The organism is Micromonospora sp. SH-82 (assembly GCF_051132485.1).
Taxonomy (GTDB): domain Bacteria; phylum Actinomycetota; class Actinomycetes; order Mycobacteriales; family Micromonosporaceae; genus Micromonospora.
On the sequence record NZ_CP148049.1, the window covers coordinates 4,392,174 to 4,410,441 of the forward strand.

Below are 18,268 nucleotides of genomic sequence, written 5' to 3' on the forward strand. Positions count from 1 at the left end.
TCACGACGTCCTCACCGGGTCGTCCCCGCTCCCCCGCCGACCGCGGCGTCCGAGTCGACCGGACGGCGACGTCGGCGGCGCGGCGCGGGCGGCACCAACCCGGCCAGGTCGCCGCCGGTGTCGTTGAGCCGGACCAGGAAGGGGCGCAGCGGTGTGTACCGGATCGCGGTGATCGACGCCGGGTCCGCAACGAGACGTTGGAACAGGTCCAGGTGCAGGCCGAGCGCATCCGCCACGATCGCCTTGATCACGTCTCCGTGGCTGCACGCCAACCAGACCGCCTCGGGGCCGTGTTCGGCGGTGACCCGGGCGTCCCAGGCGCGGACCGCGGCGACCGCCCGGGCGGCCATCGCCGCCATCGACTCGCCGTCGGGGAAGACCACGGCGCTGGGATGCTGCTGGACCACCGGCCAGAGCGGCTCCTTGGCCAGCTTCTTGAGCGCCTGTCCCTCCCAGGTGCCGTACCCGCACTCGATGAGGTCGTCCTCGACGACCGGGGTGGCCTCCGGGACCGCCAGTTCCAGGGTCTGTCGGCACCGCACCAGCGGGCTGGTCACCACGGCGGCCAGCCGCAGGCCGCGCAGCCGGTCACCGACGGCCGCCGCCTGTGCCCGGCCGGTGTCGTCCAGCTCGACCGGCTGCCGACCGGCCAGCCCGCCGTCGGCGTTGGCGGTCGTGCGGCCGTGTCGCAGGAGCAGGAGGGTCGCCACCCGACCAGCCTAGAACCTCCGGGGCGACGCCGGGTCCCGCTCGCTGCGGCAGACGGTGCGACGCGGGCGCCCGCCCGCTGCGGCGCGGCGGCGGAACGGCGGAACGGCGGGACGGTGCGACGGTGCGACGGTGCGACGGTGCGACGCAGGCTCTGGACGCGGCGACGCCCCCGCCACCCGGGTCGGGCGGCGGGGGCGTCGTGGTGGCTCAGGTCGCGGAGATGGTGCCGGTCAGCAGCAGGGCCAGGACCAGGGTCCCGACCGCCACCCGGTAGAGGACGAAGACGTACAGGGTGTGGTGTGCGACGAAGCGCAGCAGCCAGGCGATGGCCGCGTAGCCGACGCCGAAGGCGATGATGGTGGCCACCACCATCTGCGCCACGCTCGGCGCCGAGGTGCCCGGCGCGGCGGGCGCGAACACGTCCGGGATGCTGAACAGCCCGGACATCACCACCGCCGGGATGGCCAGCAGGAAGGAGTACCGCGCGGCGGTCTCCCGGGTGAGGTTGAGGAAGAGACCGGCGGTGAGGGTTCCGCCGGAGCGGGACACCCCGGGGATCAGCGCCATCGCCTGGGCCAGGCCCATCACCACGCCGTCGCGCATCCGGAAGTCCTTGAGGGTACGGGTCTGCCGCCCCCAGTACTCGGCGAAGGCCAGGACGAACGCGAACACGATCAGCATGGTGGCGACCAGGTAGAGGTTGCGGGCGGTCTCCCGGATCTGGTCCTTGAACAGGAACCCGATCACCCCGATCGGGATCGACCCGACGATGACGTACCAGCCCATCCGGTAGTCCAGGCTGCTGCGCACCGAGCTGTCCCAGATCCCCAGGATCCAGGTGCGGCTGATCCGCCAGATGTCCTTGGCGAAGTAGAGCAGCACCGCCGCCTCGGTGCCGAGCTGGGTGACGGCGGTGAACGACGCCCCGGCGTCCTGGTCGAAGAAGATCGCCGAGGTGATCCGCATGTGCCCCGACGAGCTGATCGGCAGGAACTCGGTGAGCCCTTGGACGATGCCCAGGACGATGGCCTCGATCCAGCTCACTCTCCGACCCCGGCCAGGTCGAGGGCCTCGGCGACGGTGCGCAGGGTGCGGGCCCCGGTCTCGGCGTCGGCGGCGAAGAGGGTCACCGACAGGGTGGTCACCCCGGCGTCGGCGTACTGGCGCAGCCGGTCGGCGATGCGCTCCTTCGGCCCGAGCAGCGAGGTCCGGTCGATGAACTCCAGGGGCACCGCGGCGGCGGCGTCGCGCTGCCGACGGGCCAGGTACAGGTCCTGCACCTCGCGGGCGGCGTCGCCGTAGCCCATCCGGGTGGCGAGCTGGTTGTAGAAGTTCTGCTTCCGGCTGCCCATCCCCCCGACGTACAGGGCGGCGTACCACCGGACCAGTTCCGCGCAGGAGTCGACGTCGTCACCGACGACCACCGGCACCGACGGCACCACGTCGAACCCGGCCAGCTCCTTGCCGGCCTTCGCCCGCCCGGCCCGGACGCTGGCCAGCTGCTCGTCGGCGAACTCGGGGGCGTAGAACACGGCGAGCCAGCCGTCGGCGACCTCCCCGGCCAGCTCCAGGTTCTTCGGGCCGACCGCGGCGAGGTAGATCGGGATGTGGTCGCGGGGCGGATGGAAGCCCAGCCGCAGAGCCTTGCCGGGACCGTCGGGCAACGGCAGGGTGTAGTGTTCGCCGTCGTAGGCGACCTCCTTGCGGCCCACCGCCAGCTTGACGATGTCGACGTACTCCCGGGTGCGGGCCAGGGGCTTGGCGAACCGTACGCCGTGCCAGCCCTCCGAGACCTGCGGCCCGGACACGCCGAGGCCGAGCCGGAACCGGCCGCCGCTGAGGGCGTCGAGGGTGGCGGCGGTCATCGCTGTCATCGCCGGGGTCCGGGCGGGGATCTGCATCACCGCACTGCCCAGGTCGATCCGGTCGGTCTGCCCGGCCATCCAAGCCAACATGCTCGGCGAGTCGGAGCCGTACGCCTCCGCCGCCCACACCACCGAGTAGCCGAGCCGATCCGCCTCCTGGGCGAGCGCCAGGTGGTCGGCGGGTGTGCTCCACGCCGTCTGGTATCCGAGGCTGAGCCCGAGTCGCACTGGTCCTCCCCATCCGAACCCACAACCAGTCGCATCAGGTTACGCAACCCCGCCGGGGTGTCCGACCCCCGCCTCACCCGGCCCGAGCCGACCGGGTCGACCTGCGGAAATCCGACACCCCCGGCGGGTCACCTGCGGTGATCGGGGCGATGAACAGGCGTCCGGGCCCGACGCGGACGTCTGTTCCTGCGCCGGGCCGGTCAGGGATGACGGCGGCGAGGATATCGGTGCGCCCCGTGGACAAATAAGGTTCACGCATGCAACAGCGACCGCTCGGCCGAAGCGGGCTGGCGGTGTCCCGGCTCGCGCTCGGCACCATGACCTGGGGCCGGGACACCGACGCCGACGACGCGGCTGCCCAGCTCAAGAGCTACCTCGACGCCGGGGGCAACCTGGTCGACACCGCCGACGTGTACGCCGACGGCGACGCCGAGGCGGTGATCGGCTCCCTGTTGGGCGGCCTGGTCCCCCGCGACGAGCTGCTGATCGCCACCAAGGCGGGGCTGCGGCCCGGCAACGGACGGCGGCGGGACGGCTCCCGGGGGCACCTGCTGCGCACCCTGGACGCGTCGTTGCGCCGTCTCGGCACCGACCACGTCGATCTGTGGCAGGTCCACGGGTACGACCCGGACACGCCATTGGAGGAGACGCTGGCGGCGATGGACCACGCGGTGGCCAGCGGCCGGGTCCGGTACGTCGGGGTGTCGAACTTCTCCGGATGGCAGACCGCCCGGGCCGCCGCCTGGCAGACCGCCTGGCCCGGGCGGGCCCCCGTGGTCGCCGCCCAGGTGGAGTACTCCCTGCTCGAACGGGGGGTGGAGCGGGAGGTCCTGCCGGCCTGCGCGGCCCTGGGGCTGGGGGTGCTGGCCTGGTCGCCGCTGGGCCGGGGGGTGCTGACCGGCAAGTACCGGCACGGTCGCCCGGCGGACTCCCGGGCCGCCTCGGCGCACTTCGAGCGCTTCGTCGCCACGTACCTGGAACCCCGGTGCTCCAGCATCGTGGAGGCGGTCGTGACAGCGGCGGGGGGCCTCGGGGTGTCGCCGCTGGAGGTGGCGCTGACCTGGATCCGGGACCGGCCGGGGGTGACCGCACCGATCCTCGGCGCCCGGACGGTCGGTCAGCTGCTCGGTGCGTTGCAGGTGGAGCGGATGACCCTGCCGGCGGAGATCACCACCGCCCTGGACGACGTCGCGTCGATTCCGGTCGGCTATCCCGAACGCGACGGCTGACCCGCCCGTCGGGGCGTCGGGGTGGCGGATCCGTGGGGGCAGGGCGCAGCATGGGCTCATGGAGTACGAGTACGCGCCCCTGCGGTTACCGCCGAACGTCGACAGGTTGACGGCTGCGGCACAACTGGCGATCCAGGCGGAGTTCTCCGGGTGGGAGCTGGCCCGGGTCCAACTGTTCCGTGACGGCACCCGTCAGGTGATGTTGCGCCGTCGACGGGTCAACCAGCCCCAGCCCGGACTGTCGTACTGAGGGGGCCGCCCGTCGGCTGGAGGAGCCCCCTCGCCCCCGACGGACGGGGCGGGGGGACTCCGGGGTCCTCGGGTGGTGGTCAGCCGGCCCGGCCGACCGCCTCGTTCTCCCCGTCGAGTTCCAGGAACGGGTGCTCGTCGAGGCGGCCGACCAGCCGGTCCTCGGCGCCCGGCTGGAACGGACCCACCGGGTCGTCGTCGTCGAAGGCCTCCAGGTCGACCGGCTCGGCCACCTCGCTGACCATCACCACGCCGTCGAGCGGCTCCAGCTCGGGGACGTCCAGCGCGCTCAGCGAGCCGTCGCCGCTCTGCAGCAGCTCCAGCACCGCCTCGCCGACGCCCTCGACGGGGGCGGGGTCGTCCTCCTGGGGGGTGCCCTCCCGGCGGGCCACCTCGGCGGCCCGGATCAGCGCCGTGACGCTCGGCACCCGGAAGTCGCGCCGCTGCCGCACCGACAGGATCGTCGGGTGCGGGTCGTCAGCGCCGGCCGTGGGGTCGCCCCCACCGAAGCGTTCGTCGGCCTCGTCCGGGTCGATCGAGTCCACGTCCCAGGGCGTGACCTCCCCGTGGGCGGCGAGCAACCGCTGGTCGTAGTCGTACGAGGCGTTGTTCAGCTCGACGTATGCCTGCCACACGTCGTCGTCGTCGACCCGGCCGTCGCCGGCCCGGACGGCAGCCAGGTGGGCGCGCGCGGCCTCGATCACCCGTTCCAGGGCGACCTCCAGCTCACCGTGCTGGTCGGTCATGTGCCAATCCCTCTCGCCTCGGGGTTCGCGGGCCCGGAGAGTCGTTACCGGGACGCGGTTAGCAGGTGCGCAGGAACCGGTCGAGAACCCGCACGCCGAACTGTAGCCCGTCGACCGGCACCCGCTCGTCGATGCCATGGAACAGTCCCGAGAAGTTCAGGTCCGGGGGCAGACGCAGGGGGGCGAAGCCGAAGCAGCGCATGCCGAGCCGGGCGAAGGCCTTGGCGTCGGTGCCTCCGGAGAGCATGTACGGCACCGGTCGCGCCCCCGGGTCCTCGGCGCGCAGGGCGGCGGACATCGCCTCGACCAGGGCACCGTCGAAGGTGGTCTCCAGGGCCGGCTGGCGGTGCACGTACTCGATGTCGATGTCCGGGCCGACCAGCTCCCGCAACTGCTGTTCCAGCAGCTCCGACTGGCCGGGCAGGCTGCGGCAGTCGATGGTGGCGCTGGCCCGGCCGGGGATCACGTTGTCCTTGTAGCCGGCGGCCAACCGGGTCGGGTTGGCGGTGCTGCGGACCGTCGCCCCGATGATGTTGGCGATCGGGCCGAGCCTGGCGATCGCGGTCTCCGGGTCGTCGGGGTCGATCTCGACGCCCAGGACGTCGGAGACCTCCTCCAGGAAGGCCCGGACGGTGGGGGTGACGGTGATCGGGAACCTGTGCCGGCCGATCCGGGCCACCGCCTCGGCGAGGGCGGTCACCGCGTTGTCGTCGTGGATGAAGGAGCCGTGTCCGGGTCGGCCCTTGGCGTGCAGGCGCAGCCAGTCCAGTCCCTTCTCGGCCGTCTCGATCAGGTAGAGCCGGCGATTCTCGTCGATGGTGTACGAGAACCCACCGACCTCGCCGACGGCCTCGGTGCACCCGTCGAAGAGGTCCCTGTGGTGCTCGACCAGCCAGTGTGCGCCGTACTCGCTGCCGGCCTCCTCGTCGGCGGTGTACGCCAGCACGATGTCGCGGGGCGGCCGGTAGCCGGTGCGCTGCCAGTTGCGGACCACCGCCAGCACCATGGCGTCGAAGTCCTTCATGTCGATCGCGCCCCGACCCCACAGGTATCCGTCGCGGATCTCGCCGGAGAACGGGTGGACCGACCACTCGTCGGGGTCGGCGGGCACCACGTCGAGGTGCCCGTGGACGAGCAGGGCGTCACGGCCCGGATCGGTGCCGGGGATCCGGGCCACCAGGTTGGCCCGCCCGGGTGCCGACTCGTGCAGCTCGCTGGTCACCCCGACCTCGGCGAGCTTGGCGGCCACGTACTCGGCCGCCGCCCGCTCGCCGGCGCTGGTGGCGAGGTCGCCGGTGTTCGTGGTGTCGATGCGCAGCAGGTCCCGACAGAGGTCGACCACCTCGTCGGTGGGGGCGGGCGGGGCGGAGGCGGCTTGGGTGGTCACTCCTCCTTATACCAGCCGCCCGGAGCTGGGCACGGTTTGGTGGTCCCGGCGCTCGGGTACCGGCGGCGACGAGGAGGTCACCGTGACCGTTCACCTGCCACCGCTGCCGCCCGTCCCCGGCGAGGGGTACCGCCCGGGCGGGCCCCATCTGCTCGACATCGTCGCCGCCGAGCACGACGACCTTCGGAGCCTGTTCGACGAGGCGACGGCGCCGGACGTGACGGCGGAACGCCGCCGGGAGGTCCTCGGGGTGTTCACCGCCGTGTTGACACGTCACCTCAGCGGGGAGGAGCAGTACCTCTTCCCCGCCGCCCGGCACGTGTTGCCGGACGAGACCGAGCGCATCGACCGGGAGGTGGCGGCCGACGCCGACCTGCTGTGCGCCGTCCGGGACCTCACCGAGGAGGGCCTGCCCGACCTGGGCGAGCGGCTCCGCCGCCACGTCGACGGGGTGGGTGCCCTGTTCGAGCCGCTGCGGGCGCACGCCGACGAGGAGGAGTTGATCCGGTTGGGGAACCGGTTCGAGATCGCCGAGGAGGCCGCGCCGACCCGTCCGCACCCGGAAAATCCCCACACTCCGCCGTGGAACCGAATCGTCGACCCGGCCGTCGGAGTGGTGGACAAGGTCCGTGACGCGGTCACCGGACGGCACACCCGTCGATCCGACCTATGAGTGCAGAGATCGATATCTGACGATAGATGTTGACCTGCACCTTCTCGCGCTCCACTAGAAGTTACCGCTCCGTTACAGGACTTTTCGCCGGTCCGTCGTGGTCATAACGTCACCCCCATGAATCTGGAGTTGCGTCACCTGAAGGTGGTCTGCGCGATCGCGGAGACAGGGAGCGTGACCAAGGCCGCGTCCACGCTCGGTCTGGCCCAGCCGGCCCTCACCGCGCAACTGCAGCGCATCGAACGGACCCTCGGCGGTCCCCTGTTCGAGCGGGACCGGCGCGGGGCCCGACCGACCGCCCTGGGCGAGCTGGTCCTGTCCCGAGCCCGGGTCCTGCTGCCGGCGATGAAGGGGTTGCAGGACGAGGCCGCCCGGCTGGCCGGGTCGGTCGACACGCCCCTGCGGTACCGCTTCGGCGGGGTGAACAGCCCCATCCTCGGCCGACTGGTGCACCGGCTCACCGCCGAACACCCCGAGGCCCAGATCACCACGTACGCGTCGTGGTCGGTGGACGAGCTGGCCCAACTCGTCGCCGCGAGCCGTCTGGACTTCGCGCTGACCGGGGTCTGCGGGGACTCCACCCCGTCGGCGGAGTTCGGGCTGACCTGGCGGGAGGTCTCCATCGACCCGGTGGTGGTGCTGCTGCCCGAACAGCACCCCCTCGCCGGGCGGGACGAGGTGAGCCTGACCGACCTGCGACACGAGCACTGGGTGGCCGCCCCCGGGGACGGCTGCTTCGGCGACTGTTTCGCCGCCGCCTGCGCCCGCGCCGGGTTCACCCCCCGCAAGGTCTACGAGACCGACGTACGCGGCAGCATGGACCTGGTCGAGGCCGGGGAGGCGGTGGCGTTGTGCCAGGCCACCTTCAGACCCGTCACCGGGCTGGTGACCCGACGGTTGACCGGCGCGCCCCTGCGGTGGCGGCTGATGCTGGGCTGGCACCCGGAGGCCCCCGCCGCCGGCGTCGCCGACCTGGTCACCGAGACCGCCGTCGCGGCGTACACCGACTCCCTGGCCGCGCACCCGGACTACCTGTCCTGGCTGGCCGGCAACCCCGACTTCGGCGTCCGACGCGCCGACCCGGCGGGTGGGGCCGCCGCCGTGACCCGGTCGGCCTGACATCGCCGGGTGCGAACGGCCCGACTGCGGGTATCCGGTCGGCATGACCGACCTCTACCCGCCCGCCGACGACCGGGAGGACGTGCGGCGCACCGCCGCCGCGCACACCGCCGCCTCCCGCGACGTGGAGGCGTTCCTGCGTCGGCTGCCCGGCACCCCCGGCGCCGCCGACGTCGCCGAGTACGCCGCCCTGCTCACCCGCGAGGAGCTGCTGCGCGCCGAGCGGCGGGCCGCCGTCGACGCCGCCGGTCTGCTCCTGCCCAGCCTCGACGACGACACCCCGGACGTCACCCCGACCTGACCCCGCGTGACGAGGACCCGCCGGGACACCTCGGTCCCGGCGGGTCGGACGTCTGTCTCCTGGTCAGCCCACGGTCAGCGGGTCGTGCCCCAGGTCGAGCAGCCGGTGCCGCCAGTCGTCGTCTGCACCACCCCGGGGCGGCGGGGCGGCGGTCAGGTCGTCGATGCGTCGCACCGCCTCCCGCATCACCTCCACGTCCCCCGACGTCAGGTCCACCTTGCGTTTACGCAGGACGGCGAGGATCTGCCGACCCGGCTCGGGCAGGTCCAGGTCGGGGCCGGGGCCGAACGCCCGTTCCCCCGACCCCCGGGTGAGCAGCCACTGCCGCAGCTGCTCGGAGGGCATGTTGACCCGGGCGTGGAAGTCCTCCCACAACAGCTCGACGTCCGCGTCGAGTCGCGTCTCGCGTACCATCAGCTCTCCTCTCCGGACGCCGGCCCGGGATCGGGCGGCTCGCCGTCGCCGGCCAGTGCTCCCGGACCCTCCGGTGGCACCTGGATCCGGGACGGGTTGGCGGTCGGTCGGGCCTCGATCGGCTCCACCCGCTCGGCGGGGTCGTCCCCCAGCTCAGGCTCGGTCACCGGATGCTCCCTGCGCTCATCGGGGGTGCGTCGTCGCGGCCGAGGCGTGACCGCCCTCGGCACCGGCGACCACGTCGAGGGTGAGCTGACCGTCGCGGGCACCCACCAGCACCTTCTGCCCCGGCGACATGGCCCCCTCCAGCAGCATCCGGGACAGCCGGTTGTCCAGCTCGCGTTGGATCACCCGGCGCAGCGGACGGGCCCCGAACTCCGGCTGGTAGCCGTGCTCGGCGAGCCACCCCACCCCCGCCTCGGTGACGTCGATGTCGATGTCCTGGGCGTGCAACCGCCGCCGGGTCTCCTCCAACATCAGCTCGGTGATCTGCCGCAGCTGCTCGGCCTCCAACCGACGGAAGATGATCACCTCGTCGATCCGGTTGAGGAACTCCGGTCGGAAGTTCTCCTGGAGCCGACGCATCAACCGTTCCCGCAGCTCGTCGCCCTCCCGGTCGGTGCCCGGCTCACCGGCCCCGAACCCCACCGCCCGGCCCGTCCCGGTGATCAGCTCCGACCCCAGGTTGCTCGTCATGATCAGTACGGTGTTCTTGAAGTTCACCGTCCGGCCCTGACTGTCGGTGAGCCGCCCGTCGTCGAGCACCTGCAACAGGATGTTGAACACGTCGGGATGGGCCTTCTCGATCTCGTCGAGGAGCACGACGGCGTACGGGCGACGACGGACCGCCTCGGTGAGCTGACCGGCCTCCTCGTACCCGACGTACCCGGGAGGCGCACCGACCAGCCGACTGACGGTGTGCCGCTCCTGGAACTCGCTCATGTCCACCCGGACCATCCGGTCGGCCTCACCGAACAGCGCCTCGGCCAGGGCCCGGCCCAGCTCGGTCTTGCCCACCCCGGTCGGCCCCAGGAACAGGAAACTGCCCATCGGGCGGTTCGGGTCGGCCAACCCGGTCCGCGACCGGCGGACCGCCTCGGCGACCGCCCCGACCGCGTCGTCCTGGCCGACCACCTTCTCGTGCAGGTGGCCCTCCAGGCGCAGGAGCCGGTCCCGTTCCTCCTCGGTGAGCTGGGCGACCGGGATGCCGGTGGCCCGGGAGACCACCTCGGCGATCTCCTGCGGCCCCACCTCGGGCACCTGGGGCAGGTCCTCCTCGCCCTGGGCGCGGCGGATCCGGTCCTGCAACTCGGCGAGCCGGTCGCGCAGCGCCGAGGCCCGCTCGTACTGCTCGTCGGCGACGGCCTGCTCCTTGTCCCGCCGTACCTCGTCGAGTTGCTGCTCCAACTCCCGCACGTCCGAGGCGGGCGTCCGGGTCCGCAGCCGGACCCGGGCCCCGGCCTGGTCGATCAGGTCGATGGCCTTGTCCGGCAGGAACCTGTCGGTGACGTACCTGTCGGACAGCTCGGTCGCCGCGACCAGCGACTCGTCGGTGAACCGCACCTGGTGGTGCGCCTCGTAACGGTCGCGCAGCCCGCGCAGGATGGTGACAGTGTCCTCGACGGTGGGCTCGGGGACCAGGACCGGCTGGAAACGGCGGGCCAACGCGGCGTCCTTCTCGATGCTGCGACGGAACTCGTCGAGCGTGGTCGCCCCGATCACCCGCAGCTCCCCCCGGGCCAGTGCCGGTTTGAGCATGTTGGAGGCGTCCATCCCGCCCTCGCTGCCGGCCCCGCCCGCCCCGACCAGGGTGTGGATCTCGTCCAGGAAGATGATCAGCTCGTCGCGGTGGGCGCGGATCTCGTCGATCACCTTCTTCAGGCGTTCCTCGAAGTCACCCCGGTACCGGGTGCCGGCCACCAGACCGGCCAGGTCGAGCTGGACGACCCGCTTGCCGAGCAGGGTCTGCGGCACGTCGCCGTCACAGATCCGCTCGGCCAGCCCCTCGACGATGGCCGTCTTGCCCACCCCGGCCTCACCGATGAGGACGGGGTTGTTCTTCGTCCGCCGGGAGAGGATCTCCACCGCCTGCTCGATCTCGTCGGCGCGCCCGATCACCGGGTCGATCTGGTCGTTGCGGGCCAGGTCGGTGAGGTCCTGGCCGTACTGGTCGAGGGTGGGGGTGCCCCGGTCCGGCTTCGGGCCGGTCATCGGGCCGCGTTCGGCGTTCGCCGCCTGCAACGACTCCGGCTGGATCCGACCCGCCGACAGCATCCGCCCGGCCGGGGACTCCGGGTTCAGCGGCAACGCCATCAGGATGTGCTCGGGACCGATGTAGTTCGCCCCCATCGCCCGGGACAACTGGTGGGCGTCGAGCAGGGCCCGCTTCGCCGCCGGGGTCAGCGACAGGTTCGGGGGCACCTCCCCCCGGGGCGCACCGTCCCCCCGCCCGCCCAACGCGTTGACCAGCGCCTCCGGGTCGGCCCCGGCGCGCTGGACCAGGTCCCGCAGCGGCTCCCGCTGCAACGCCGCCCAGAGCAGGTGGTCGGTGTCCAGGTCGTTGCTCTGCCGCTGGGCGGCCCGACGGGCCGCGTCGGCCAACATCTCCCGGGCGTCGGCGGTCATCAACCGGGTGATGTCGACCCGGTGCGCCGGTCGACGCCCACCCTCACCCCGCCCGAAGTAGCGGGCCAGGAACTCGTCCCACGGGTCGGAGCCGAAGTCACCGGATCCCAACATGAGCGTCCTCCGAGGTAGAAGCCGACCGGGTCGACACGCTGGGCTACCCGGCGGTCGGGCCGGCAAACGCCGCGGGGTGGCACGCTGGGCGGCGTGGACGAGCTACCCCTGCTGATCGTGGACGCCGCGAACGTGGTCGGCTCCCGCCCCGACGGGTGGTGGCGCGACCGGCCCGCCGCCACCGCCCGGCTGCGCGACGCCCTCACGCCCCTGGCCGAGCGGGGCCGTCCACCGGAGCTGCCACCCCCCGCCGAGGTGGTCCTGGTCGTCGAGGGTGCGGCCCGCGACGTCCCCGGGGTGCCGCAGGTCCGGGTGGTGGCCGCCGACCGCAGCGGCGACGACACGGTGGTCGACCTGGTCGGCGCCGCCCCGCAGCGACGTCGGCTGGTCGTCACCGCCGACCGGGGGCTGCGGGAGCGGGTCCGGGCGCTCGGCGCGGAGGTGTACGGGCCACGCTGGCTGCGCGGGGAGTGACCGCACCCCGAGGTCGGCGCGACGGACCCCGGGTACGTCACCACCCGGTGCCGCCCTCCCCGGTGGGGACACGCCACCGGGTGGGCAACCGGACAGGCGGGCAGGACACCGACAGGGCGGATGTTCTCTCGCAGACCGCAATAGGCTGTAATGGAGTCCTCCCCGCCCCCAGGAGGTTCCACAGTGGCGAGCGTCGCCGAGCTCAAGGCCGCCATCGATGTCGCGCTCCAGCAGATCGGCGACGGTCAGAGCGCCGTGCAGGCCGCCGGCGAGAAGCTGGCCGAGGCGCAGCAGACCCTGGCCGGCGCGTTGGAGGGCAGCGGACACGAGACGGTGGAGGCCGCCCAGGCCTCCCTCACCCAGGCCACCCAGGAGCTGGAGGAGTGTCTGGCCGCCACACTCGTCGCCGTGGAGCAGGCTCAGCTCTACGTCTCGACGCTCTGAGAGGCTGAATCGTGTCGATCGTCGAGGACATCGGCGCGCAGGTGCGGGCCGCCGCCGAGGACCTGCCCCTCGGCCAGCTCGCCCAGGCCCTGGAGAAGCTCGGCCAGGCCTCCGAACGGCTGCGCTGGGTCCGGCAGGAATCGGGCAACCCGATGGGGGTGCCGGAGCTGTCGGCGGCCACCGAACACGCCGAGACCGCCGGGTACGCGCTGCGGGTGGCCCAGGAGCAGCTCTCGGCGTACCTCGCCGCGCTCGGGTTGACCGCCGACGGGGCCCCGCCGCCGAAGCCCCAGGAGCGGGCCCCCCGACACGACGCGGCCCGCGACGACGCGCCCCCGTCGGCGGGGCAGGCGCCACCGGAGTCGGCCGACCCGGCCGTACGCCGGTGGTGGGCGGTGCGGGTGACCGAACTGACCGGCGGGGGTACGGCTCCGGCCGGGGAGCCGGACACCCAGGTCGCCGACGCCCGGGAGCTGCTGCGGCAGGTGGTGGGCGGGGTGCGCTCCGGCGACCGGGACCGGTTGCGCGGGGAGCTGTGCAAGGCCCACGCCGACGTCGGGCTGGGCCTGGCCACCATCGCCCCGCCGCTGCTGCGCGAACTGGCCGGGGACCTGCTCGGGCATCCACCCCGCGCCGAGGACCTGCCCCGGCTGCGCAGCCAACTCGACGGCCGGGTCCGGGACCTGCTTCCCGGGCTGCCCCCGCAGGTGCTGGAGACCCTGCTCGCCAGGGTGTGCCGGATGCCCCCGCCCCGGGCGACAGGTGAGCAGTCGCACGCCGCCGACTCGGCGGTGACCTCGGGCGTCCTGGCCGGTGTGCTGCTCGACCGGCTCGGTCGGGACCTGCCCGAGGAGCCCGCCGACCAGAGGCCGGCGACCGGGCCGGAGCCCGTCCCGGGTGCCGACACCGGCAACCCCCGCTCCGGCGGTGCGCCCCGGCCGCCGGGGAGGACCGATGCCTGACCGCCGTGCCCAGCTCGTCACCCGGGTCCGGGGCATGCTCGCCGACGCCCTCGGGGCCACCCGGTCCCGGGCGGCCGCCGCCGACGCCGACCTCACCGCCGCCCGGGAACGGCTGGCCCGGGTCCGGCGTGCCGCCGCCGCCGTTCCCGACCGGGTGGGCGCGCAGCGCGACGGGCGACTCGCCGAGATCGACTCCGGCCACCAGGCTCGGATCGCCGAGCTGGCCCGGCGGGCCTCCGCCGCCGCCCGGCGCGAGGCACCGGGGGCGGCGTCGGCGGAGTGGACGCACTGGCGTCCCACCCCGCCCGGGGGGTCCGGGCCGCCGGGGGCGGTCCGGATCGGGACGCTGCGCATCCCCGGGGCGGAGCCGGTGCCGGCCCTGGTGCCGCTGCTGGACGCCGGGCACGTGCACCTGTCCGGGGCGGAGCTGGCCGGCGGGGAGCCGGTGGTCCCGGCGCTGCTGCTGCGCAGCCTCGGGCGGGCCGACCCCGGGACGGTACGGCTGATCGGCTACGACCCGGACCAGCTCGGCGGCGGGCTGGCCGGGTTCGCCCCGCTGACCTCCGCCGGGCTGCTCACCTTCGTCGGCCCCGGCGGGTTGGGCCGGTTGCTCGACGACCTGGTGGAGCAGATCCGCCGGATCAACGAGACGGTGCTGGCCGGGGAGTACTCGTCCCTGCGGGAGCTGGCCGCCGCCACCGGCCGTCGACCCGAGCCGTGGCGGGTGGCGGTCCTGCTCGGCGGGGACGAACTCAGCCGACACGAACGCAGCCAACTCGACAGGGTGGTGCGCACCGGCGCGACGTGCGGGGTGCACCTGGTGGTCCGGGGGGTGCCGCTGCCGGAGCATCAGACGGTGACCCGGATCGTGGTGGAACCGGAGGGGGTACGCCTCGGCGACCCGCCGGGCCTGCCGGCCCGCCTCGACCCGCCGCCCCCGGCGACGCTGGTGACCGAGACCTGCCGGGCGGTGGCGGCCACCGTCAACGCCGGTCCTCCCCCGGCGCCCTTCGCCGAGTTGCTCCCCCCGGTCGAGCAGTTCTGGCAGGAGGACTCGGCGAACGGCCTGACCGCTCCGATCGGTGCCGCGCCGAACGGCCGCCAGGTGCAGCTCAGCCTCGGCGACTACCCCCCGCACGCGTTGATCGGCGGCCCCTCCGGGACCGGCAAGACCAACCTGATCTTCGCCTGGATCGGCGCCCTGGCCTCCCGCTACTCCCCCGACCAGCTGGAGTTCTACCTGCTCGACTTCAAGGAGGGGGTGTCCTTCGCCCGGTTCGCCCAGGGCCGACGGGACCCGAGTTGGCTGCCGCACATGAGGCTGGTCGGGATCAACGTCAACACCGACCGGGAGTTCGGCCTCGCCCTTCTCCGGTTCCTCGCCGAGGAGTTGCGCCGCCGGGCCGACGCCGCCAAGAAGCACGAGGTCACCAAGCTCTCCGAGCTGCGTACCGTGGACCCGCAGGGCCGGTGGCCCCGGATCGTCGCCGTGGTGGACGAGTTCCAGATGCTGCTGGCCGGTCGGGACGTCGTGGCCCGGGAGGCCGCCGACCTGTTGGAGGACCTGGCCCGGCGGGGCCGTTCCCAGGGCATCCACCTGGTCCTGGCCTCCCAGGACGTCCGGGGCATCGAGGCGTTGTGGGGGCGCCCGGCGCTGGTCGCCCAGTTCACCCTGCGGATCGCGCTGCCGAAGGCGCTGCGGATCCTGGCCGAACGCAACGACGCGGCGCAGACCCTGCCCCGACACCACGCGGTGGTCAACGCCGAGTCGGGGATGGCCGAGGGCAACCAGGTGGCCCGGATCCCGTCGGCGAGTGACTGGGAGAGCTGGAGCGAACTCCAGCACCGGCTGTGGCGGATGCGCCCGGACGACGCCGCCCCGGCCCGGCTCTTCGACGGTGACGCGATCCCCCGGCTGACCGAGGCACCGGACTTCCGGGCGCTGCGCCCCGGTGAGGGTGAACGCCGTACCCCGGTCGCCGTCCTCGGGGAGATCATCGACGTCCAGGCCCGGTCGGCGGTCCTGCGGCTGCCCCGGGCCCCGGGGCGGAACCTGGCGGTGATCGGAACCCGGGTCGACGAGGCCTGTGCGGTCCTGGACGCCGCCGCCCGGTCCCTGGCCCGTCAGCACCGCCCCGGGGAGGCCCGGTTCTCCATCGCCTGCCTGGACCCGGATGCCGACCCGGCCGCCCGGGAGCTGTACGGGGAACTCGCCGACGACGCCGCCTGGTACGACGAGGAGACGGTGCCGGAGCTGATGGCCGAGACCGCCGAGGGGTTGTCCCGGGCGGGCTCCGGGGCGCGGCCGCACTACCTGCTGCTGTTCGCCGTCGACGCGGCGGCCGGGCAGCTCGCGGGCCGGGTCGGTGGCCGGACCGGCCTGGAGCAGCTGCGCCGGATCCTGCACGACGGGCCGGAGCGGCGTACCCACGTGCTGGCCTGGTGGCGTGGGGTGGCCCGGATGCGGGTGGACCTCGGCGGCCCGGCGGCCCGCACCGACCAGATCGGCGCCTGGGTGGCGCTCGACGTGCAGGGCGGTGAGCTGGGCTCCTCGCTCTACCCGGGCACGGGCGGCCCGGACTGGTATCCGCGCCCGTGGCGTGGACTCTTCTTCGACAGGTCGGTGCACCGCACCGGGCAGGTCATCATCCCCTACGGACCGGCCCGATGAACGAACCGGTGCCCAGCGAGACGTACGCCGCGCAGGTCCGTCGGCTGGCCGATGTGACGGCGCGGGTCCACACCCAGCGGCAGGAGGCCCACACCTGGTACGACCAGCAGTGCGCCGCCGCCGACCGGGCGGTGACGGAGGCCACCGATCAGCTACGGCGGGCCGAGGCGGAGGCCGAGGCGGCCCGGGAGCTGCTGGAACGGGTGGACGGTGAGACGGCGCACCTGTGGCAGCAGCTGCGCGACCGGCTGGGAGGTGGACGCCGGGCGGGTGCTCCGCCGGGGCCGAACCGCGACGCCACCGGCGACCCGGTCCACCTGTTGCAGGGCGTACGGGAGCTGCTGGACCGGGTGGGGCAGCCCGGTGAGATGCCCGCCTCGGCCAACCCGGTGCTCGCCGTCTGCGGCGTGTTCGGGGCGGTCCTGGCGTACGCCCTCGGCGCGGTGGCCCGCGAGTTCGGGGAGAGTTCCGGCGGCGACCTGGCGGTTGGGATGCCGGTGCTGGCGCTGGTGGTGACCCTGCTCGGGCCGTTGATCGGTCTGGTACCGGCCAAGCGGGTGGCGGACCGTCGACACGCGGTGTTCGGCCCCCGGCCGATGGCGGTGGTGCTGATCGCCGGACTGGCCTGCACGGCCCTGCTGCTGGCCGTCGGCCGCTGACACCCGCCGGGCCACGTTCCGGCCGCACACCCCGCCGGGAGCACCTCCGGGTCGGCCCCGAGGTCACCGCAGCGGGTGACCTCGGGGACCCGGTCGTCAGGCGGGTACGGCGACGGCCTCCCGGAGCAGCCGGCGGGCCAGGACCAACCGGTCGGCGTCGTCGAGGCCCGGCAGGTCCCCGACCCGGGTGAGCGCGCCGTCGAGGAACGCCCGCAGCGCCGGTTCGCAGAGCGCCGGGAAGGTGAGCGACCTGTCGGACAGCAGTAGCGTGACCCGGCCGTCGGCGGCCTGGGTGAGCTGCCGACGCAGCCCGGGCCGGACGGTGAGGCGGGCGTCGGCGGTCAGGTCGGCCACCGCGGCGGCCTGGGCCAGGGGACGGATCGGGGCCGGCCGGGCTGCGGGCCACACCCGCTGGCGCAGCCGGGCGGCCACCGCCTGCGGGTCGGCCCGGGACAGCCAGTCGCGCAGCGCCTCGACGGTCTCGGTCAACTCCGGTCCGAGGGCGTCGGGGTCGGCGACGTCCGTCCCGTACGGCAGCCCGGCGCGGAGCCTGGGGTCCTCGGCGGCGAGCGCGAGCAACTCCTCGACCAGGGCGTACCGGGTCAGCGCCCGGATGCCGACGGTCAGGTGCAGGGAGCTGGACTCCTGTGCCTGGGCGCTGTGCAGCCAGCCACGGGGAAGGTAGAGGGCGTCACCGGGTTCGAGGACGACGTCGAGCGCGGCGGCACCCTCGGCGGTGGCGGAGACCTCGTCGGCCCGACCGCCCCACGGCTGCCGTTCCAACGGGTCGACCAGGACGGGGGGATGGATCCGCCACTGCTTGCGGCCGTCGACCTGGAGGACGAAGACGTCGTGGGTGTCGTAGTGGGTGGCGAAGCCCTGACTCCCGGCCGGGGTCAGGTAGGCGTTCACCTGCAACGGCTGGACCAGGGCGGCACCGAGGTCCCGGGTGAAGTCGATCAGCGCCGGCCAGATCCGGTGCAGTCCCTGTAGGACCAGGGTGGCGCCGTCGGCGTACAGCTGGAGGATCTTCTCGTCGAGGACCTGGTCGCCGATCTCGGCACCGGCACCCCCGCCGCCGGTGTAGCGCGCCGCCGGGATCAGCTGACCGTCGCGCGCCACCCGCAGGAACGGGGTACGCAGGCCCCGACGGCTGAGGAGTTCGTCGGCGTCGGCGGGGCTGAGCAGGTCGGTGAAGCCCGTCGGGCCGGGGAGGTCGGCGGCCCGGGACAGCAGTGGGGTACGCCCCCAGTGGGTGGCGACGAACGTGGCCGGGTCGACGGCGACGCACCGCTGCAACGCGGCGGCCCCGGGCGGGGCGGGAGAGGTCGCAGTGGACGGACCCGCCGGGCGGCCGTGGCCGTCCGGCGGGTCGATGACCGACACGACGCTACCGT

Annotated in this window: 19 protein-coding genes; 10 read left to right on the forward strand and 9 right to left on the reverse strand. The window is 73.8% G+C overall.

Translation table 11 applies throughout. From position 1 onward, the window contains the following. Positions 1 to 11 precede the first annotated feature (11 nt). The 3 genes from WHN02_RS19525 to WHN02_RS19535 all read right to left on the reverse strand — a co-directional run bounded on the left by WHN02_RS19525 (position 12) and on the right by WHN02_RS19535 (position 2,804). On the reverse strand, positions 12 to 710 hold the full coding sequence (locus WHN02_RS19525) for an MSMEG_4193 family putative phosphomutase (RefSeq protein WP_434740150.1): 699 nt from the start codon (positions 708 to 710) through the stop codon (positions 12 to 14). Between the two features lie 208 nt (positions 711 to 918). Continuing rightward, positions 919 to 1,755 carry an undecaprenyl-diphosphate phosphatase gene (locus WHN02_RS19530; RefSeq protein WP_350898633.1) on the reverse strand — a complete coding sequence of 279 codons (837 nt, stop codon included), beginning with the start codon at positions 1,753 to 1,755 and terminating at the stop codon, positions 919 to 921. Continuing rightward, a complete protein-coding gene (locus WHN02_RS19535; protein WP_434740151.1) occupies positions 1,752 to 2,804 on the reverse strand; it encodes an LLM class F420-dependent oxidoreductase in 1,053 nt (350 codons plus the stop codon). Before WHN02_RS19535 ends, WHN02_RS19530 begins: the two co-directional genes overlap by 4 nt. 257 nt (positions 2,805 to 3,061) lie before the next feature. On the opposite strand from WHN02_RS19535, the gene WHN02_RS19540 reads away from it, so the two are divergent. Together WHN02_RS19540 and WHN02_RS19545 are read left to right on the forward strand one after the other, a co-directional pair. Continuing rightward, positions 3,062 to 4,033: an aldo/keto reductase gene (locus WHN02_RS19540; RefSeq protein WP_434740152.1), complete on the forward strand. Its 972-nt coding sequence runs from the start codon at positions 3,062 to 3,064 to the stop codon at positions 4,031 to 4,033. A gap of 58 nt (positions 4,034 to 4,091) precedes the next feature. Then, complete coding sequence (locus WHN02_RS19545; RefSeq protein ID WP_350898638.1) at positions 4,092 to 4,283, forward strand: DUF5703 family protein; 192 nt, start codon at positions 4,092 to 4,094, stop codon at positions 4,281 to 4,283. A gap of 79 nt (positions 4,284 to 4,362) precedes the next feature. Here the strand turns inward: WHN02_RS19545 and WHN02_RS19550 are convergent, their stop codons facing one another. Together WHN02_RS19550 and WHN02_RS19555 are read right to left on the reverse strand one after the other, a co-directional pair. Then, a complete protein-coding gene (locus WHN02_RS19550; protein ID WP_434740153.1) occupies positions 4,363 to 5,028 on the reverse strand; it encodes a hypothetical protein in 666 nt (221 codons plus the stop codon). Between the two features lie 58 nt (positions 5,029 to 5,086). Beyond that, positions 5,087 to 6,415: a M20/M25/M40 family metallo-hydrolase gene (locus tag WHN02_RS19555; RefSeq protein WP_434740154.1), complete on the reverse strand. Its 1,329-nt coding sequence runs from the start codon at positions 6,413 to 6,415 to the stop codon at positions 5,087 to 5,089. A gap of 82 nt (positions 6,416 to 6,497) precedes the next feature. On the opposite strand from WHN02_RS19555, the gene WHN02_RS19560 reads away from it, so the two are divergent. The 3 genes from WHN02_RS19560 (at position 6,498) to WHN02_RS19570 (ending at position 8,508) form a co-directional block, all read left to right on the forward strand. Continuing rightward, positions 6,498 to 7,088: a hemerythrin domain-containing protein gene (locus tag WHN02_RS19560; RefSeq protein WP_434740155.1), complete on the forward strand. Its 591-nt coding sequence runs from the start codon at positions 6,498 to 6,500 to the stop codon at positions 7,086 to 7,088. 117 nt (positions 7,089 to 7,205) lie between these two features. Next, positions 7,206 to 8,207 (forward strand): LysR family transcriptional regulator, encoded by a 1,002-nt coding sequence (locus tag WHN02_RS19565; RefSeq protein WP_434740156.1) that lies wholly within the window; start codon positions 7,206 to 7,208, stop codon positions 8,205 to 8,207. Positions 8,208 to 8,250: 43 nt separating this feature from the next. After that, complete coding sequence (locus WHN02_RS19570) at positions 8,251 to 8,508, forward strand: hypothetical protein (RefSeq protein WP_434740157.1); 258 nt, start codon at positions 8,251 to 8,253, stop codon at positions 8,506 to 8,508. A 63-nt stretch (positions 8,509 to 8,571) separates the two neighbouring features. Here WHN02_RS19570 and WHN02_RS19575 read toward each other — a convergent pair whose 3' ends face one another. From WHN02_RS19575 to WHN02_RS19585, 3 genes are read right to left on the reverse strand one after another with little or no spacing between them, the layout of a single operon-like run. After that, positions 8,572 to 8,922, reverse strand: coding sequence for a DUF3140 domain-containing protein (locus tag WHN02_RS19575; RefSeq protein WP_434740158.1), 351 nt, complete (start codon positions 8,920 to 8,922; stop codon positions 8,572 to 8,574). Further along, positions 8,922 to 9,089, reverse strand: coding sequence for a hypothetical protein (locus WHN02_RS19580; RefSeq protein ID WP_434740159.1), 168 nt, complete (start codon positions 9,087 to 9,089; stop codon positions 8,922 to 8,924). The genes WHN02_RS19575 and WHN02_RS19580 overlap by 1 nt, the downstream gene beginning before the upstream one ends. A 16-nt stretch (positions 9,090 to 9,105) precedes the next feature. Next, positions 9,106 to 11,661: an ATP-dependent Clp protease ATP-binding subunit gene (locus WHN02_RS19585; RefSeq protein WP_434740160.1), complete on the reverse strand. Its 2,556-nt coding sequence runs from the start codon at positions 11,659 to 11,661 to the stop codon at positions 9,106 to 9,108. Between the two features lie 93 nt (positions 11,662 to 11,754). On the opposite strand from WHN02_RS19585, the gene WHN02_RS19590 reads away from it, so the two are divergent. The 5 genes from WHN02_RS19590 (at position 11,755) to WHN02_RS19610 (ending at position 16,871) form a co-directional block, all read left to right on the forward strand. Then, entirely contained in the window at positions 11,755 to 12,135 is a 381-nt protein-coding gene (locus tag WHN02_RS19590) for a hypothetical protein (protein ID WP_434740161.1), read from the forward strand. 183 nt (positions 12,136 to 12,318) lie between these two features. Then, positions 12,319 to 12,579, forward strand: coding sequence for a hypothetical protein (locus tag WHN02_RS19595; protein ID WP_434740162.1), 261 nt, complete (start codon positions 12,319 to 12,321; stop codon positions 12,577 to 12,579). 11 nt (positions 12,580 to 12,590) lie between these two features. Continuing rightward, complete coding sequence (locus tag WHN02_RS19600) at positions 12,591 to 13,541, forward strand: hypothetical protein (RefSeq protein WP_434740163.1); 951 nt, start codon at positions 12,591 to 12,593, stop codon at positions 13,539 to 13,541. Next, a complete protein-coding gene (locus WHN02_RS19605) occupies positions 13,534 to 16,212 on the forward strand; it encodes an FtsK/SpoIIIE domain-containing protein (RefSeq protein ID WP_434740164.1) in 2,679 nt (892 codons plus the stop codon). The genes WHN02_RS19600 and WHN02_RS19605 overlap by 8 nt, the downstream gene beginning before the upstream one ends. After that, positions 16,209 to 16,871, forward strand: coding sequence for a hypothetical protein (locus WHN02_RS19610; RefSeq protein ID WP_434740165.1), 663 nt, complete (start codon positions 16,209 to 16,211; stop codon positions 16,869 to 16,871). The genes WHN02_RS19605 and WHN02_RS19610 overlap by 4 nt, the downstream gene beginning before the upstream one ends. A gap of 96 nt (positions 16,872 to 16,967) precedes the next feature. On the opposite strand, the gene WHN02_RS19615 is transcribed toward WHN02_RS19610, so the two are convergent. Continuing rightward, on the reverse strand, positions 16,968 to 18,257 hold the full coding sequence (locus tag WHN02_RS19615) for a cupin domain-containing protein (RefSeq protein ID WP_434744010.1): 1,290 nt from the start codon (positions 18,255 to 18,257) through the stop codon (positions 16,968 to 16,970). Positions 18,258 to 18,268 lie beyond the last annotated feature (11 nt).

Coding starts and splice junctions, on each gene's coding strand:
- WHN02_RS19550 (WP_434740153.1), bottom strand. CDS start 5,028: ATGACCGACCAGCACGGTGAGCTGGAGGTCGCCCTGGAACGGGTGATC.
- WHN02_RS19570 (WP_434740157.1), top strand. CDS start 8,251: ATGACCGACCTCTACCCGCCCGCCGACGACCGGGAGGACGTGCGGCGC.
- WHN02_RS19605 (WP_434740164.1), top strand. CDS start 13,534: ATGCCTGACCGCCGTGCCCAGCTCGTCACCCGGGTCCGGGGCATGCTC.
- WHN02_RS19540 (WP_434740152.1), top strand. CDS start 3,062: ATGCAACAGCGACCGCTCGGCCGAAGCGGGCTGGCGGTGTCCCGGCTC.
- WHN02_RS19585 (WP_434740160.1), bottom strand. CDS start 11,661: ATGTTGGGATCCGGTGACTTCGGCTCCGACCCGTGGGACGAGTTCCTG.
- WHN02_RS19610 (WP_434740165.1), top strand. CDS start 16,209: ATGAACGAACCGGTGCCCAGCGAGACGTACGCCGCGCAGGTCCGTCGG.
- WHN02_RS19565 (WP_434740156.1), top strand. CDS start 7,206: ATGAATCTGGAGTTGCGTCACCTGAAGGTGGTCTGCGCGATCGCGGAG.
- WHN02_RS19575 (WP_434740158.1), bottom strand. CDS start 8,922: ATGGTACGCGAGACGCGACTCGACGCGGACGTCGAGCTGTTGTGGGAG.
- WHN02_RS19545 (WP_350898638.1), top strand. CDS start 4,092: ATGGAGTACGAGTACGCGCCCCTGCGGTTACCGCCGAACGTCGACAGG.